The sequence below is a fragment of the Sphingomonas sanxanigenens DSM 19645 = NX02 genome (genome assembly GCF_000512205.2).
Lineage (GTDB): Bacteria > Pseudomonadota > Alphaproteobacteria > Sphingomonadales > Sphingomonadaceae > Sphingomonas_D > Sphingomonas_D sanxanigenens.
This window is the reverse complement of record NZ_CP006644.1, coordinates 2,542,928-2,557,573: the sequence shown is the minus strand read 5'-3', so window position 1 is coordinate 2,557,573 and position 14,646 is coordinate 2,542,928. Positions and strand designations below refer to the sequence as shown.

Here is a 14,646-nt window from a genome sequence, read left to right as displayed (position 1 = left end):
TCAGCGCCGCCGTTCGCCGCGCCCCGTCGCAGTCCAGTAGATGCCGCCCATCAGGTGCGTCAGATAGGTCGGATCGCGGTACATCTCGACATTGTGGCCGAGCGTGGTGACGAACACGCGCCCCTTTTCGTGGCGGTGGTGCCAGGCGACCGGATGATCCTTGCCCATCGGCTTGGAGACCTGGCCAGGCCAGATCTTCGTCGGGTCATAACTCGTCTCGTCGACGTTCAGGACCGGGGTGATGCTGACCCTGTAGGGGTTGGCGAGCACGTAGAATTCGTCGCTCCAGATCCAGCGGTCGGGCAGGCCGAAGGTGGCGGGAAAACTGTTGTCGGCCACGGTGACGACGCCCGTCTGCAGCATCGGGTGGATGACGAAGGATCGGCCGACCAGCTTCTCGTACCAGGGCCAGTTGCCCGGCGGCGTGATCGCCGCGCGGTGGACGATGATCGCGTTGCCGCCGGCGCGCATATAGGCCTCGAATTTCGCGCGCTGCGACGGGTTCAGCTCCTCGCCCGGCGTATTGAGGAACATCACCGCGGCATATTGGCTCAGGTCGCCGTCGAACGCCTCGGTACGGTTGGTCCACGTGAATTCGAAGGCGTGCAGTTTCGCGAGTCTCTCGAGGCTGTCGCGCGCGACCGGAATATATTCGTAATGATATGTGTTGGGGATCGAGAGCACGAGCAGCTTGAACTGGCTATCGGCAAGCGCAGCCGATGGTGCGGCGAGCGCGACGGCGGCGAGCGCGAATGGGATCGTGCGGGTCATGGCCGGTCTCCGTCGGGGATCTTGCCGCCCTGTTCGGCGGCTGCCTATTCGTACAGCAGGTCGCCGGCATCGCGCACATCTGCCGAGCGGTCGGTGGTCCCGCCGACCCCGGCATCGATCTGCTCTTCAAGTGCCATTGCCCGCGCCATCGCGTCGCTGTCCCCACGCGCACCGCGCTCGAGCAGGATCCGCTGCTCCTCGCGCAGGCCTTCTGCCCATTCGTCGGTGGCCTGATCCATCTCATCCGCGCGCGGCTCCATCGGATTGGCGATGCTGGTGCGCTGGTCGTCGCAGCCACCGGCGAGCAGGGCGGACGCGAGAGCGACGAGCATGGGCACCGGTCTGCGGAAACGCGGCGATGCCGGCATCCGCAGCCCCCTTCAGCGCGCCTGTCGCGCCGATGGAAGGATGGTGCCGGTGCCGAGCGTATCGAGCGCGAGGCGCGACGGCTGCTCCAGCACCCAGGCAGACAGCACCTCGAACGGCATGCCGAGGTTGAAGGCAACGCCCGCGCGCCCATCGCGCCGCCAGCGGATATAGCCCGAACGCATCGGCAATCCCTCGATCGAGAGGATGATGCGGGTGCCGATCATGAAGGGTTCGAGATCGGCAAGCTTCGCACCCGAAAGCGAGATGTCGAAGAGTTCGGTGTCGAAGCTCAGGCCGTCGACCTCGACCTTTACCGTACCGAAGACCTCGACGCGCACCGAATCGGGCAGGAAGCGGCCGCTGACGCCGTAATGCTGGACCGCGAGGAGCGACTCGATGTCGGCCGGCTCGTCGAACACGACCGTCGTCAGCATGTTGCGCGAAGACGCGACGCGGCCGGTGAGAATGTGCGAGGAGCGGAAGCCGATCGCGACCGGCGTGCCCACCGCGAGCGCAACCGTAGCCTGCGCGGTGGCACCGTTGGCGGTCACGCTGTGGAGGGTGCACAGCGACTGGTTTTCAGCGGTGATCAGTTTGCCGATCTGAAGGACCGACAGCGCCGCGGTGCCGGCTGCACGCGCCTCGTCCTCGTCGGTTGCCAGACGCAGTGGGGGCGGGGGTGGGGCAATATCGTCCATCGTCATGCTCCATCCCGCCGAGGTGCCGATTTTCGGCTCGTCATCGTCGGCCGCTGCCGCATTCGCCGGTTCCAACGCCTTCATCTCGCCCCCCGCGGATCACACAATCCATTCATGCGACCCGAATCGACGATATGAATGACCAACTCACCTTTCTTTATGGTTAACGCGGCCAAAACAGCGCCATCCGCGCGCGGATCGGGACGAGCCGAGGCGGCGTGGCGCCGGAAGGACGGGCGCGAAGGTCCACGGTCCCAAAAAAAAGACGCCACGCGCCGGGGGACGCGCGGCGTGATTCGCCATGGGGTGGCAATCGGTTCGATCCGGTGGCTTCACCCGGGCGGTTTCGTCAGGCCGCTTTGGGTGCAGCCTGCAACACTGCGGCGTCGACATGCTTTTCGAACTGGGCGAAATTGTCGATGAACTGACCGACGAGCTTCCTCGCGGTCGCATCATACGCATCCTTGTCCGCCCACGTGTCCCGCGGATCGAGGATCGCCGCGTCGACGCCCGGAACCTTCACGGGCACCTTGAAGCCGAAATTCGGATCGGTGCGGAACTCGGCATCGTTGAGGCTGCCGTCGAGCGCGGCGTTGAGCAGCGCGCGGGTCGCCTTGATCGGCATGCGCTTGCCCACGCCATAGCTGCCGCCGGTCCAGCCGGTGTTGACCAGCCAGCAATCGACGCCGCCCTTCGCGATCCGTTGCTTGAGCAGGTTTCCGTAGATGGAAGGGTGGCGGGGCATGAACGGCGCGCCGAAGCAGGTGGAGAATGTCGCGGTCGGCTCGGTCACGCCGATCTCCGTGCCGGCGACGCGCGCGGTATAACCCGACAGGAAATGGTACATCGCCTGATCTGGCGTCAGCCTCGCGATCGGCGGCAGCACGCCATAGGCATCCGCCGTCAGCATGATGATGTTGGTCGGCACCGGCCCCAGATTGTCCTTCGACGCATTGGGGATGAAGTCGATCGGGTAGGAGCCGCGGCTGTTTTCGGCCAGGCTGTCATCGTCGAGGTCGATCTCGCGGCTGTCCTCGTCGATCACCACATTCTCCAGCACCGTGCCGAACCGCCGGGTGGTGGCGAAGATCTCCGGCTCGGCCTCGGGCGAGAGGCGGATCATCTTGGCGTAGCAGCCCCCCTCGAAGTTGAACACGGCCGTGTCCGACCAGCCATGCTCGTCGTCGCCGATCAGGGTGCGGCTGGCGTCTGCGGACAGCGTCGTCTTGCCGGTGCCGGAAAGGCCGAAGAACACCGCGGTGTCGCCGCCGGGGCCGATGTTCGCCGAACAGTGCATCGGCATGATACCGGCGACGGGCAGCTTGTAGTTGAGGATGCCGAACACCGACTTCTTCATCTCGCCGGCATATTTGGTGCCGCCGATCAGAATGAGTTTCTCGGTGAAGTTCACTGCGATCACGGTCTCGCTGCGCGTGCCATGACGCTCGGGATCGGCCTGGAAGCCGGGCAGGTCGATGATGGTATATTCGGGGCTGAAGCCCGCAAGCGCCCCGGCTTCCGGCCGGACGAGCAATGTGCGGATGAACAGGCTGTGCCAGGCGAATTCGGTAATGACACGAACGTTGACGCGATGCTCGGGCTGCGAACCGCCATAAAGGTCCTGCACGAACAATGTGTCGCTGGTGCCGAGGTAGGCGAGGACGTCGGCCTTGAGCGCGGCGAACTGCGCAGGGGTCATGCCCTTGTTGGTCTTGCCCCACCACACCGTCTCTTCGGTCTCGGCATCGCGGACGATGAACTTGTCGTTGGCGGAACGGCCGGTGTGCTTGCCCGTTTTGACGACCAACGGACCCTCCTTGGCGAGCAGGCCCTCGCTGCGCTTCACCGCGATTTCGACGAGGGGCGCGGTGCCGAGGTTCCAATGCAGTTCCGCATCGGTTGCGATGCCCTGATCGGAGAGTGTGAAGGATGGAATACGGTAAGCCATAGATGGAATCCCTCTCCGTCGAGGCGCCTGTTTTCGGCGTCCTCCATTGTGCGTCGCATATCCAACGCCCACTATATGGTCAATGTCACGAGTTAGGTTGTAAATTAATGACAAAGTGGCGATCCCGTCGCGTCCGTGCCGCAGTTCGGCGCGCGTTGCCTGTGTGTCCCGCTTGGTCTAGGGGCGGGTGAGAAACACATGGAGACCGACGCTGGCATGGCCGCTTCGATCGCGCTCGTCGACGACGACCGTAACATTCTGACATCGGTGTCTATCGCTTTACAGGCCGAAGGTTTCGTTACCCGGCTCTATTCGGATGGCGAGGCAGCGCTGAAGGCGCTGACCGATACGCCCGCCGACCTCGGCGTTTTCGACATCAAGATGCCGCGGCTCGATGGTCTCGAACTGCTGCGCCGGCTGCGCGAGAAAAGCGACATGCCCGTCATCTTCCTGACCTCCAAGGATGATGAGCTCGACGAGGCATTGGGCCTCGCCATGGGCGCCGACGACTATATCACCAAGCCCTTCTCGCAGCGCCTGCTGATCGCCCGGATCCGTGCGATCCTGCGCCGTACCGAGGCGCGCGCGCAGCCGCGCGACGAAGCGGGCGACGAGCCGGTGTCGGAGCCGATGGTGCGTGGCCGGCTGGAGATGGATCCGGCGCGGCACCGGGTGAAATGGGCCGGCCGCGAGGTGGTGCTGACCGTTACCGAATTCATGATCCTGGAGACGCTGGCGCAGTGGCCGGGGGTGGTGAAGAACCGCAACCAGCTGATGGACGCCGCCTATCAGGACGATGTTTATGTCGACGATCGCACGATCGACAGCCACATCAAGCGGCTGAGGCGCAAGTTCAGGCAGGTGGATTCGGATTTTTCGGCTATCGAGACGCTCTATGGCGCCGGATACCGATTCAGCGACGACGGTTGAGCCGCGTGACGGGGCGCCGCTCTGGGCAGGGCGCGTCTCGCTCACCCGGCGCATCCTCGCGGTCAACATCTTCGCCCTGGCGATGCTCGCCGGGGGCTTTTTTTATCTCGACAGCTATCGCGCGCGACTGGTCGACGACCGGCTGGGGCAGGCGGAGCGCGAGGTGCGCATCCTCGCCGACTCGCTCGATGCGGCGATGGTCTCGCAGGAGCCGCGCCTGCTCGTCGGCTTCGGCGCGACGACCGAGGCGCGCGTCCGCACCTATGCCCCCGATGGCCGGCTGACGGGGGACAGCTGGACGCTCTCAGGTCCCAATTACAGGCTGATCGATCCCGCCGAACAACGCTGGGAGCGCGAGGCGGCGCGCTATCTCGATCGGATCATCGATGCCGTCGTCGGTGCCGAACGGCCGCCGCCTTATGCCGAGCCGGCCAAAGACGATGCCGGCGACTGGCCCGAACTGGTCGCCGCGAAGCGTACGCATCATTCGCAGGTCTATCTGCGCCGCGCGCCGGACCGGACGCATATGATCTCGGCGGCGGCGCCGATCGGCCGCAGCGGCGCGCTGGTGCTGACCACTGCCAACGCGCGCGACATCGTCCGCACCGTCCGCGCCGAGCGGTTGCGGCTCGGCATCGTGCTCGCGCTGGTGACGATCGTCTCGATCCTGCTCTCGCTATTCCTCGCCCGCACGATCGTCCGGCCGCTTCGGCGACTGGCGCGTGCGGCGGTGCGCGTGCGGCTGGGGCGTGCGCGCGAGGTGGTTGTACCGCGGCTGCCCTCGCGCCGCGACGAGATCGGGCTGCTCGCGCGCGCCGTTTCGGACATGAGCCATGCGCTCAACCAGCGCATCGATGCGATCGAGGCCTTCGCCGCCGACGTCACCCACGAGCTCAAGAACCCCCTCGCCTCGCTGGGGTCGGCGCTCGAGGCGCTGGACCGGGTCAAGGATCCGGCGCTGGCCGCGCAGCTTCTCGGCATCGCGCGCGCCGATGTGCGCCGGCTCGACCGGCTGATCACCGACGTGTCGGACGCGTCGCGCATCGACGCCCAGCTCGCCCGCGCGCGCTTCGAACCCGTCGATCTCGGTGCGATGATCGAGTCGATCGTCGGGACATATGCGGAGCGGGGCGTCGAGCGCGGCGTGCGCATGGCCTTCGCTCGGCCGCGTGTGGGCGTGGCGGTGGTGATGGGTGAGGATCAGCGGCTGGCGCGGGTCGTCCAGAACCTCGTCGACAACGCGATCTCCTTCTCGCCCGATGGCGGGCTGGTGCAGATCAGCGCGACGCGCGTGGCGCACGAGGTGATCGTCTCGATCGAGGATGAGGGGCCGGGCGTTCCCCAGGAGAGCCGCGAGGCGGTGTTTCGCCGCTTCCACAGCGAACGCCCGCCCGGCGAGGAGTTCGGGCGCCATTCGGGGCTTGGGCTTGCGATCGCCAAGACGATCATGGAGGGCCATGGCGGCCGCATCGACATCGAGGACCGGCGGGACGGCAGGAACGGCGCGCATTTCGCCATCCGCCTGCCGGCAGCGACGACGGGCGAGGTGGCATGAGCGGGGGTGAGGACCGCGGCGCGGCGGACGCGACCGAGACGCTTCACGCCTCGTGCGTCGCGATCGGCGGACGCGCGGTGCTGATCGAGGGGCTCTCGGGCACGGGCAAGTCGGACCTTGCGCTGCGCCTGATCGATCGCGGCGCGGTACTCGTCAGCGACGACTATACCATTGTCAGGCGCACGGCGGCGGGGCTGCGCGCCTTTGCGCCGCAGACCATCGCCGGTCGCATCGAGGTGCGCGGGATCGGCATCGTTGCGATGCCGCATGTCGAAGACGTGCCGGTGGCGCTGATCGTCGGTCTCGGCGAACCCGTCGCGCGCCTGCCGGAAGACGGGCTGGCGCGGCGGATTGCCGGGGGTGCGGTGCCGCGCGTCACATTGGCCGGAACCGAGGCGTCTGCGCCGATCAAGGTGGAACTGGCGCTTGCCGCCGTGGGGGAAGCGGAATGAGCGATACCGGGCCGGCAGGCGCTGCCGCACCTCGTCCCAAGCGAATCCTGATCGTCACCGGCATGTCGGGCGCGGGCAAGTCGACCGCGCTCAACACGCTCGAGGATCTGGGCTGGGAAGTGGTCGACAATCTGCCGCTGCCGTTGCTCGATCGCCTGCTCGACGCACCGATCGCGGCCGGTGCGCCCGATGGTGAGCGGCCGCTGGCGATCGGTGTCGACAGCCGGACGCGCGGCTTCGATCCCGTCGCGATCGTTCGCCGCATCCGCCAGCTTGCCGACAATGGCGGTCCGACCGTGGAGACCCTGTTCCTCGACTGCGCCGGTACCGAACTCGAACGCCGTTACGCGGAGACGCGGCGCCGCCATCCGCTGGCGCAGGACCGTCCGGCGGCGGACGGCATTGCCCGCGAGCGCGAACTGATGGCGCCGATCCGCGAATGGGCGGATCATCTGGTCGATTCGACCGCGTTCAACAGCAACGCCTTGCAGGGCGAGATACGCGGCCGGTTCGGCGGCACGCACGGGCCTGTCACGACGGTATCGGTCATGTCGTTCGGCTTTTCGCGCGGTGTCCCGCGCAACGCCGATCTGATGTTCGACATGCGCTTCCTGCGCAATCCACACTGGGTGCCGGCGTTGAAGCCCAGGAGCGGGCTCGACTCCGACGTTGCCGCCTATGTTGCCGAGGATGCGCTTTACGGCCCCGCGCTGACGCAAATCGAAGATTTGTTACTGTTGCTGCTTCCGCGCTATGAAAGCGAAGGAAAGGCTTATGTTACAATAGCTTTAGGGTGCACCGGGGGACGTCATCGGTCGGTCCATTGCGCTGAGCGGATCGCGCGACGGTTGCGCAAAGCGGGTTTTTCGCTCACGGTTCACCATCGCGATCTGGGATCAAAACCACAAGACGCGCTTGAGGGGATGCCGGTGGGGCAACAGGGGCTGAAGTAGGGACTCGGGTGCAATCATGATCGGTCTGGTGCTGGTGACACACGGTCGGCTTGCCGCCGAGTTCGTGGTTGCGATGGAGCATGTCGTCGGCCCGCAGACCGCAATCGCGACAATCTGCATCGGTCCCGACGACGATATGGAAATTCGCCGCGCGGACATCGCGAAGGCGATCGAATCGGTCGACGGCGGCCGCGGCGTCATCCTGCTGACCGATCTGTTCGGGGGCACACCCAGCAATCTCGCCATCTCGCTGATGTCGCCGGGACGGGTGGAAGTGATCGCGGGAATCAACCTGCCGATGCTGATCCGGCTGGACGGCGCGCGCAAGACGATGAAGGTCAAGGAAGCGGTTGCCGCTGCGCGGGAGGCGGGCCGCAAATATATTTCCGTGGCATCCGAGGTGCTTGGCGAGGCGGCGTGACGCAAATCAGCAGGACGGTAACGATCACCAACAAGCGCGGGCTGCACGCGCGGGCAAGCGCGAAGTTCGTGACGCTCGCGGCATCGTTGCCCGCCACGGTGATGGTCGAAAAGGATGGATCCAGGGTGACGGGCACCTCGATCATGGGGCTGATGATGCTGGGCGCCGCCAAGGGCGACAGCGTGACGATCAGCGCGCGTGGCGATGGGGCGGAGTCCGCCGTGACGGTGCTTGCCAAGCTCGTCGAGGACAAGTTCGGCGAGGAATAGTCCTTGATCCGTGAGATTACCGGCTTTTCGAACCCGCTGGTCAAGCAGGTTCGCCAGCTCCGCGAGAAAAAGCATCGGCGCCTGTCGCGCCGTTTTCTCGCCGAGGGGTTGCGCATCCTGACCGAGGCGCACGAGGCTGGCGCGCTGCCCGAACTGCTGTTCTTCGCCGGCGACCATGACGCGCATCCGCTCGTCGCCGCGCTGATCGAAGCGACGCAGGCAGCGGGCGGGGAGGTGCTTCGCACCACCCCCGACATTCTCTCCAAACTGTCGGGCAAGGACAATCCGCAGACCGTCGTCGGCGTCTATCCGGAACGCTTCACGCCGCTGGATGACATCGACCGTGGCGTGGCCGACATCTGGATCGTCGCACAGGCGCTGCGCGATCCGGGCAATCTCGGCACGATCCTGCGCACCGGCGACGCGGTGGGGGCTGGGGGGCTGATCCTCATCGACGACTGCGTCGATCCCTTCTCGGTGGAATCGGTGCGCGCCAGCATGGGCGCGCTGTTCACGCAGACGATCGTCCAGGCGCGCTGGGAACAGTTCCTTCCCTGGCTACGGGCCGGCGCGGGGCAGTTGATCGGTACCAGCCTCAACACCGACAACGACTATCAGGCGCCGCGCTACGAAAGCCCCGCCTTTCTGCTCGTCGGCAACGAGGCGCAGGGCCTGCCGGAGCCCTATGAGGCCGAGTGCGATCTGCTGGTGAAGATGCCGATGCTGGGCAAGGCGGACAGCCTCAACGCCGCGGTCGCCACCGCGGTGATGGCCTATGAATTGCTCAACCAGCGCCGCGCACGCGGCTGAGCATGACCGCGCCGCACCTGTTCGCGGACGACGCTGCCATTCGCCATGTCGGCGAAGGCATGATCGGCCGTACCTTGCCCAAGGGCGAATGGACGCATGAGGCGCATCTCGGTGCCTGCCTCTACATCGTCGCCGAACGGCCGGACATCGACGCGGAACGCGGTCTGCCGGGGTTGATCAGGGCCTACAACGTCTCGGTCGGCGGCGTGAACGACGACCATAATGGCTATCATGAGACGATCACCCAATGCTTCATTGCCGCGGTGCGTGCGCATCTTGCCGAGCGTCCGGCGGGTGAGGCCCTGGTGACCGCGGTCAACGCGCTGTTGCTGTCGGCGCGCGGTCAGCGCCATTATCCTCTGACCTTGTACAGCCGCGAGCGGCTGTTCTCCGTCGCCGCGCGGCGCGGCTATGTCGCGCCCGACCTCTGATCGTCTCGCCGGGCAGGGCTCGGCGGGGAGAAAAGAGAGTCCGCGGACACCTCGTGGTGCTCCACCTCGCGCGGGCGGTCGAGCAGGAAGCGGTCGTCCTCGGGATAATAGCGGGCGAGCGCGATGTCGGCGCCGGCGAACGCCGTGATGTCCTCCAGCGTGCGCCACCAGCTCAAGGTCGTGACCTCCGAACGGCCATCGCCCAGGTCGCGGAAGAGCATCTGGAAGCCGAGATTGCCCGGCGTCGATCGATAGTCCGCGCCGCCGGTCTCGCCGATATAGTCGGCATAGGCCTGGCGGTCGGCGGTGCGGATGCGGCCGCGCCAAAGCCGCAGGATCATGGCAGCGGCTCGACGAGCAGCGCGCCATGGTCGCTGCCGACGGCGCGGAGCTGCGCGCCGACCGGCGCGTCGAGACCGCGCGCGTTCCAGATGCCGCCGCCGGCCTCCACCCGGCCGCGGCCATGGTCGATCGCCTCGATCACCACCACGACATGCCCGACGAGCCGCTGCGCGCGGTCTGCCTGCAACGGATCGCTGGCGTCGATCGCATCCGCGCCGAACCAGCGCCGGCCGGCGAACACCGCGATCGCCGCCAGCACCGCGAATACCGCCAGTTGCAGCAGCAGCGTGATGCCCGTGAGCAGCGCGACGATACCGGTCAGAAGTGCCGCGACACCCAGCCAGATCAGGAAATATCCCGGCGCGACGATCTCCACCACGCCCATTGCGAAGCCGAGGATCATCCACAGCCAATGGCCTTCCAGCGGAAGCGTTTCCGCCATCGCATCCCTCCATCATGCCGCTCTTCGCACGGGTCGCAGGATATTGCCCGCGGCTGCGCGACCCGCCAAGTGTTATCCAGACGAGATGATGACCAGGGGATGACTATGGGGCTCGCGCCGCGTTCAGCGCTGTTTCTTCCGGCTTCCAACCAGCGGGCGATCGCCAAGGCGCGCAGCCTGGCGGTGGACCTGATCCTGCTCGACCTCGAGGACGCGGTGAAGCCGGCGGACAAGCTTGCCGCGCGCGCGGGCGCCGTCGCGGCGGTTGCCGAAGGTTTTGGCGAGCGGTCGGCGGCGATCCGCGTGAATGGCGAGGATAGCGCTCTCTACGCGGAGGATATGGCGGCGGTACGGGCATCGGCGGCAGACATGATCGTGCTCCCGAAGGTCGAGTCGGCCGCGGCTGCCGCCGCCGCGGTGCGCGGCAGCGGCAAGCGGCTGCTCGCGATGATCGAAACGCCGCTCGGCTTGCTCGCGGCGGCCGACATCGCGCGCGTGCCGGGCGTCACGGGGCTGATCGCCGGCACCAATGATCTGTCCGTTACCCTGGGCACGCCCGCGGGGGATGATCGGGCCGGGCTGGTGCTGGCGCTGCAGATGATCGTGCTGGCCGCGCGGGCGGGCGGCGTCTGGGCGCTCGACGGCGTGTTCAACCGGCTCGACGACCCGCAAGCACTGGAACTGCAGTGCGGAGAAGGCCGGCGCTATGGCTTCGACGGCAAGACGCTGATCCACCCCAATCAGGTCGAGATCGCCAACCGTGCCTTCGGCCCTTCCGATGCCGAACTGGCCGATGCGCACGCGCTTGTCGCCGCTGCGACCGGCGGTGCGGAGCGCTTCGAGGGGCGGATGGTGGAGGCGATGCACGTCGATCAGGCCAGGGCGCTGATCGCACGCGCGCAGCGTGGTGCAGGCTCGGCCTAGCAACCGGCAGCCTGACTGGTTACATGGGCCGCCACGAATCTCCCCAGCAGGAAAGCGCGGCACCCCATGGACATCGCCCTCGGCCTCACCTTTGACGACGTATTGCTCGTGCCGGGCGCATCCGAGGTGCTGCCAAGCATGGCGGACACACGGACCAGGGTCACGCGTGAGATCGGTCTCAACATCCCGATCCTCTCCTCGGCGATGGATACCGTTACCGAGGCGGACATGGCGATCGTCATGGCGCAGCTCGGCGGCATCGGTGTGCTCCACCGCAACCTCACGGTCGAGGAACAGGCCGCCGCCGTCCGCCAGGTGAAGCGCTTCGAAAGCGGCATGGTGGTCAATCCGATCACGATCGAGCCCGGCCAGACGTTGGCGGAGGCACAGGCGCTGATGGAGCGCCACCGCATTTCGGGCATCCCGGTGGTGGAATCGAACGGTAAGCTCGTCGGCATTCTCACCAACCGCGACGTGCGCTTCGCGGAGAATCCCGCGCAGCCGGTGCGGGAGCTGATGACCAGCCAGAACCTCGCCACGGTTCCGGCGAGCGTGACGCAGGATGATGCGCGCCGCCTGCTCCATCAGCGCCGGATCGAAAAGCTGCTGGTGGTCGACGATGTCTATCGCTGCATCGGCCTGATCACGGTGAAGGACATCGAGAAGGCGGTCACCTATCCCAACGCCACCAAGGACGAGTCCGGCCGCTTGCGCGTCGCCGCGGCGACGACGGTGGGCGACGCCGGGTTCGAGCGCACCGAGGCGCTGATCGACGCCGGCTGCGACCTGATCGTGGTCGATACCGCGCACGGCCACAGCAAGATGGTCGCGGTCGCGGTCGAGCGGATCAAGAAGCTCAGCAACTCGGTCCAGATCGTCGCCGGCAATGTCGCGACCGGTGAAGCGACCAAGGCGCTGATCGACGCCGGCGCGGACGGCATCAAGGTGGGCATCGGGCCGGGATCAATCTGCACGACCCGCGTCGTCGCGGGGGTCGGCGTGCCGCAGCTCACCGCGGTCATGGATGCGGCGAAGGAAGCCGCGAAGCATGGCGTGCCGGTGATCGCCGATGGCGGCCTGCGCACCTCGGGCGACATCGCCAAGGCGCTGGCCGCGGGCGCGGGCTGCGTGATGGTCGGTTCGCTGCTCGCCGGCACCGAGGAAGCGCCGGGAGATACCTTTCTGTATCAAGGGCGTGCGTACAAGAGCTACCGCGGGATGGGAAGCGTGGGGGCGATGGCGCGGGGCTCGGCGGACCGCTATTTCCAGCAGGACATCAAGGACCAGCTCAAGCTGGTGCCCGAAGGCATCGAGGGGCAGGTGCCCTACAAGGGTCCTGCGCGCGACGTGATCCACCAGCTGGTCGGCGGCGTGAAGGCGGCGATGGGCTATACCGGCGCCAGGACCGTTACCGAACTGAAGGAGCGCGCGCGCTTCGTGCAGATCACCAACGCCGGTCTGCGCGAAAGCCATGTCCACGACGTCACGATCACCCGCGAGGCACCGAACTATCCGACGCGTGGGTGATCGGGTGATCGCACACCGGACAGTCGCATGACACCCTCGGCGCGAGTCCAGGCGGCGATCGACCTGCTCGACCTGATCATCGCCGCCGCGCGTGAGGGCGGGGCCGCGGCTGACACGTTGATCGCGCGCTGGTTTGCCGAGCGGCGCTTCGCGGGCAGCAAGGATCGGCGGGCGATCCGCGATCTCGTCTATGCGGCGATCCGGCGCAGTGGCGAGCGCCCCGTCAACGGCCGCGCGGCGATGGTCGGGCTGGCCCGCGAGGATCATGCCGTGGCCGCGCTGTTCGACGGCAGCGGCTATGGCCCGGCGCCGATCGCGACCGACGAGCCGGGGCAGGCGGCGTCGGCGATCCCGGTCTGGCTCGTCGAGCGGCTCTCGCCGCTGGTCGGCGCGCAGGAGCGCGACGCGCTGGTGGAGCGCGCGCCGCTCGATCTCCGGGTCAACCGGCTGAAGGGCGATCGGGCCGCGGTGCTGGCCGGGCTCGAAGGCGCGCAATCGACCCCGCATGCGCCCGATGGCGTGCGGTTGGCCGAGAATCTCCAGATCGAACAGAGCGACGTCTGGAAGGATGGCCTCGTCGAAGTGCAGGACGAGGGCAGCCAATTGCTCGCGCTCGCCTGCGCCGCCGCACCCGATATGATCGCGGTCGACCTCTGCGCGGGCGCCGGCGGCAAGACATTGGCGCTGGCGGCGGCGATGGCCAATCGTGGCCGGTTGATCGCATCGGATACGGTGCGGGACCGGCTGCGGCGGCTGGAGCCGCGTGCGGCCCGGGCGGGGGCGACGATCGTCGAGACGCGCTTGCTCGACGACGGACGCGAGGCGGCGGCGTTCGCCGATATCGCCGGCGCCGCCGATCTGGTGCTGATCGATGCACCCTGTTCGGGCACGGGCACATGGCGGCGCAACCCCGAGGCACGCTGGCGGCTGACGCCCGAACGGCTGCAACGCTTGGTTTCGTTGCAGTCACGGCTGATCGACATCGGCGGGGGGCTTGTTCGGCCGGGCGGCGCCCTCATCTATGCGGTATGCTCGCTCCTCGCCGACGAGGGGGCGGCGCAGGTGGCGGCCTTCCTCGATCGCAATCGGGGATGGCGCGCGGTTGCGCCGCTGACCGAAGTCGGACGAAGCGATGGCGCGGGCATCTTGCTGACACCGGGGCATGATCGTACCGATGGATTTTTCGTCGCGAGACTGATCAAGCCGTGATACGAAAACCTGTTTCGCCCGTTTGGGAGACCGTGATGCGTTATACCCCCGTTGCCTGTGCCCTGGCGCTGGCGCTTGCCGCCGTCTCCAGCAGCGTGACGGGTCAACGCCCCGACCATCAGGTCGATGCCCGTTCGGTGGCGCTGGTCGAACGCGCTGCGGCGGCGCGTACGGCGGGCGACCTCAACGGCGCGACCGACCTGCTCGAGACCGCGCTCGCGGTCGATCCCCGCAACCGTTCGGCGTTCATCGCACTGGCGGGGATCGCGCAGGCGCAACAGCTGCCGGGCAAGGCGATCCGCATGTATCGGGAGGCGCTGCTGCTTGAGCCGACCGACCTGGCGGCGCTCAAGGGGCAGGGCGAGGCGCTCGTCCAGAAGGGCGCGATCGCCAAGGCGCGCGAGAATCTGGCGCGGATCAAGGGGCTTTGCAGCGCAGCCACCTGCGCCGAGGCGACCACATTGGCCGCGGTGATCGACAAGGGCCCCCCGCCGACAGCGCTCAGCGCCAAGGCTGTGACGCCGGCGCCGACCGTAGCGGTGGAAGCGGTCGAGTAGGATCGATCGCCCGGTCCGTCGAACAGATGGGCGGACGG

Annotated in this window: 18 protein-coding genes; 12 read left to right on the top strand and 6 right to left on the bottom strand. The window is 67.2% G+C overall.

Translation table 11 applies throughout. The features are described 5' to 3' along the window. The 4 genes from NX02_RS11815 to NX02_RS11800 all read right to left on the bottom strand — a co-directional run bounded on the left by NX02_RS11815 (nucleotide 1) and on the right by NX02_RS11800 (nucleotide 3,786). Nucleotides 1-771 carry a ThuA domain-containing protein gene (locus tag NX02_RS11815; protein ID WP_025292398.1) on the bottom strand — a complete coding sequence of 257 codons (771 nt, stop codon included), beginning with the start codon at nucleotides 769-771 and terminating at the stop codon, nucleotides 1-3. Between the two features lie 44 nt (nucleotides 772-815). Continuing rightward, nucleotides 816-1,139: a hypothetical protein gene (locus NX02_RS11810; protein ID WP_162232675.1), complete on the bottom strand. Its 324-nt coding sequence runs from the start codon at nucleotides 1,137-1,139 to the stop codon at nucleotides 816-818. 12 nt (nucleotides 1,140-1,151) lie between these two features. After that, on the bottom strand, nucleotides 1,152-1,922 hold the full coding sequence (locus tag NX02_RS11805; RefSeq protein ID WP_025292396.1) for a PilZ domain-containing protein: 771 nt from the start codon (nucleotides 1,920-1,922) through the stop codon (nucleotides 1,152-1,154). Nucleotides 1,923-2,187: 265 nt separating this feature from the next. Continuing rightward, nucleotides 2,188-3,786: a phosphoenolpyruvate carboxykinase gene (locus NX02_RS11800; protein ID WP_025292395.1), complete on the bottom strand. Its 1,599-nt coding sequence runs from the start codon at nucleotides 3,784-3,786 to the stop codon at nucleotides 2,188-2,190. 216 nt (nucleotides 3,787-4,002) lie between these two features. On the opposite strand from NX02_RS11800, the gene NX02_RS11795 reads away from it, so the two are divergent. The 8 genes from NX02_RS11795 to NX02_RS11760 are packed head-to-tail and all read left to right on the top strand — an operon-like array spanning nucleotide 4,003 to nucleotide 9,607. Beyond that, nucleotides 4,003-4,716 carry a response regulator transcription factor gene (locus NX02_RS11795; RefSeq protein WP_025292394.1) on the top strand — a complete coding sequence of 238 codons (714 nt, stop codon included), beginning with the start codon at nucleotides 4,003-4,005 and terminating at the stop codon, nucleotides 4,714-4,716. Continuing rightward, a complete protein-coding gene (locus NX02_RS11790; RefSeq protein ID WP_025292393.1) occupies nucleotides 4,682-6,271 on the top strand; it encodes an ATP-binding protein in 1,590 nt (529 codons plus the stop codon). The genes NX02_RS11795 and NX02_RS11790 overlap by 35 nt, the downstream gene beginning before the upstream one ends. Then, a complete protein-coding gene (locus tag NX02_RS11785; RefSeq protein ID WP_025292392.1) occupies nucleotides 6,268-6,723 on the top strand; it encodes an HPr kinase/phosphorylase in 456 nt (151 codons plus the stop codon). Before NX02_RS11790 ends, NX02_RS11785 begins: the two co-directional genes overlap by 4 nt. Further along, nucleotides 6,720-7,676, top strand: coding sequence for an RNase adapter RapZ (gene rapZ / locus NX02_RS11780; RefSeq protein WP_047099780.1), 957 nt, complete (start codon nucleotides 6,720-6,722; stop codon nucleotides 7,674-7,676). Before NX02_RS11785 ends, rapZ begins: the two co-directional genes overlap by 4 nt. A 16-nt stretch (nucleotides 7,677-7,692) precedes the next feature. Then, a complete protein-coding gene (locus NX02_RS11775; protein WP_025292390.1) occupies nucleotides 7,693-8,097 on the top strand; it encodes a PTS sugar transporter subunit IIA in 405 nt (134 codons plus the stop codon). Continuing rightward, on the top strand, nucleotides 8,094-8,366 hold the full coding sequence (locus tag NX02_RS11770) for an HPr family phosphocarrier protein (RefSeq protein ID WP_025292389.1): 273 nt from the start codon (nucleotides 8,094-8,096) through the stop codon (nucleotides 8,364-8,366). The genes NX02_RS11775 and NX02_RS11770 overlap by 4 nt, the downstream gene beginning before the upstream one ends. Nucleotides 8,367-8,369: 3 nt before the next feature. Next, on the top strand, nucleotides 8,370-9,176 hold the full coding sequence (locus NX02_RS11765) for a TrmH family RNA methyltransferase (protein WP_025292388.1): 807 nt from the start codon (nucleotides 8,370-8,372) through the stop codon (nucleotides 9,174-9,176). Between the two features lie 2 nt (nucleotides 9,177-9,178). Next, on the top strand, nucleotides 9,179-9,607 hold the full coding sequence (locus NX02_RS11760; RefSeq protein WP_025292387.1) for a hypothetical protein: 429 nt from the start codon (nucleotides 9,179-9,181) through the stop codon (nucleotides 9,605-9,607). On the opposite strand, the gene NX02_RS11755 is transcribed toward NX02_RS11760, so the two are convergent. Both NX02_RS11755 and NX02_RS11750 read right to left on the bottom strand, forming a co-directional pair. Then, on the bottom strand, nucleotides 9,586-9,948 hold the full coding sequence (locus tag NX02_RS11755) for an antibiotic biosynthesis monooxygenase family protein (RefSeq protein ID WP_025292386.1): 363 nt from the start codon (nucleotides 9,946-9,948) through the stop codon (nucleotides 9,586-9,588). The genes NX02_RS11760 and NX02_RS11755 overlap by 22 nt on opposite strands. Beyond that, on the bottom strand, nucleotides 9,945-10,391 hold the full coding sequence (locus NX02_RS11750; protein WP_025292385.1) for an NfeD family protein: 447 nt from the start codon (nucleotides 10,389-10,391) through the stop codon (nucleotides 9,945-9,947). Before NX02_RS11750 ends, NX02_RS11755 begins: the two co-directional genes overlap by 4 nt. A gap of 99 nt (nucleotides 10,392-10,490) precedes the next feature. On the opposite strand from NX02_RS11750, the gene NX02_RS11745 reads away from it, so the two are divergent. The 4 genes from NX02_RS11745 (at nucleotide 10,491) to NX02_RS11730 (ending at nucleotide 14,608) form a co-directional block, all read left to right on the top strand. Beyond that, on the top strand, nucleotides 10,491-11,315 hold the full coding sequence (locus NX02_RS11745; RefSeq protein WP_025292384.1) for an HpcH/HpaI aldolase/citrate lyase family protein: 825 nt from the start codon (nucleotides 10,491-10,493) through the stop codon (nucleotides 11,313-11,315). A gap of 66 nt (nucleotides 11,316-11,381) precedes the next feature. Next, nucleotides 11,382-12,842 carry an IMP dehydrogenase gene (gene guaB, locus NX02_RS11740; protein WP_025292383.1) on the top strand — a complete coding sequence of 487 codons (1,461 nt, stop codon included), beginning with the start codon at nucleotides 11,382-11,384 and terminating at the stop codon, nucleotides 12,840-12,842. Nucleotides 12,843-12,869: 27 nt separating this feature from the next. Then, a complete protein-coding gene (locus tag NX02_RS11735) occupies nucleotides 12,870-14,051 on the top strand; it encodes an RsmB/NOP family class I SAM-dependent RNA methyltransferase (protein WP_025292382.1) in 1,182 nt (393 codons plus the stop codon). 35 nt (nucleotides 14,052-14,086) lie between these two features. Beyond that, the gene (locus NX02_RS11730) at nucleotides 14,087-14,608 is read left to right on the top strand and encodes a tetratricopeptide repeat protein (RefSeq protein WP_025292381.1); all 522 of its coding nucleotides are present in this window, start codon (nucleotides 14,087-14,089) and stop codon (nucleotides 14,606-14,608) included. Nucleotides 14,609-14,646: the final 38 nt, after the last annotated feature.

What these genes read in the sequence shown, in the direction of transcription:
- NX02_RS11815 (WP_025292398.1), bottom strand. Translation starts at nt 771, where the DNA reads ATGACCCGCACGATCCCATTCGCGCTCGCCGCCGTCGCGCTCGCCGCA.
- NX02_RS11810 (WP_162232675.1), bottom strand. Translation starts at nt 1,139, where the DNA reads ATGCCGGCATCGCCGCGTTTCCGCAGACCGGTGCCCATGCTCGTCGCT.
- NX02_RS11805 (WP_025292396.1), bottom strand. Translation starts at nt 1,922, where the DNA reads ATGAAGGCGTTGGAACCGGCGAATGCGGCAGCGGCCGACGATGACGAG.
- NX02_RS11800 (WP_025292395.1), bottom strand. Translation starts at nt 3,786, where the DNA reads ATGGCTTACCGTATTCCATCCTTCACACTCTCCGATCAGGGCATCGCA.
- NX02_RS11795 (WP_025292394.1), top strand. Translation starts at nt 4,003, where the DNA reads ATGGCCGCTTCGATCGCGCTCGTCGACGACGACCGTAACATTCTGACA.
- NX02_RS11790 (WP_025292393.1), top strand. Translation starts at nt 4,682, where the DNA reads ATGGCGCCGGATACCGATTCAGCGACGACGGTTGAGCCGCGTGACGGG.
- NX02_RS11785 (WP_025292392.1), top strand. Translation starts at nt 6,268, where the DNA reads ATGAGCGGGGGTGAGGACCGCGGCGCGGCGGACGCGACCGAGACGCTT.
- rapZ (WP_047099780.1), top strand. Translation starts at nt 6,720, where the DNA reads ATGAGCGATACCGGGCCGGCAGGCGCTGCCGCACCTCGTCCCAAGCGA.
- NX02_RS11775 (WP_025292390.1), top strand. Translation starts at nt 7,693, where the DNA reads ATGATCGGTCTGGTGCTGGTGACACACGGTCGGCTTGCCGCCGAGTTC.
- NX02_RS11760 (WP_025292387.1), top strand. Translation starts at nt 9,179, where the DNA reads ATGACCGCGCCGCACCTGTTCGCGGACGACGCTGCCATTCGCCATGTC.
- NX02_RS11755 (WP_025292386.1), bottom strand. Translation starts at nt 9,948, where the DNA reads ATGATCCTGCGGCTTTGGCGCGGCCGCATCCGCACCGCCGACCGCCAG.
- NX02_RS11750 (WP_025292385.1), bottom strand. Translation starts at nt 10,391, where the DNA reads ATGGCGGAAACGCTTCCGCTGGAAGGCCATTGGCTGTGGATGATCCTC.
- NX02_RS11745 (WP_025292384.1), top strand. Translation starts at nt 10,491, where the DNA reads ATGACTATGGGGCTCGCGCCGCGTTCAGCGCTGTTTCTTCCGGCTTCC.
- guaB (WP_025292383.1), top strand. Translation starts at nt 11,382, where the DNA reads ATGGACATCGCCCTCGGCCTCACCTTTGACGACGTATTGCTCGTGCCG.
- NX02_RS11735 (WP_025292382.1), top strand. Translation starts at nt 12,870, where the DNA reads ATGACACCCTCGGCGCGAGTCCAGGCGGCGATCGACCTGCTCGACCTG.
- NX02_RS11730 (WP_025292381.1), top strand. Translation starts at nt 14,087, where the DNA reads ATGCGTTATACCCCCGTTGCCTGTGCCCTGGCGCTGGCGCTTGCCGCC.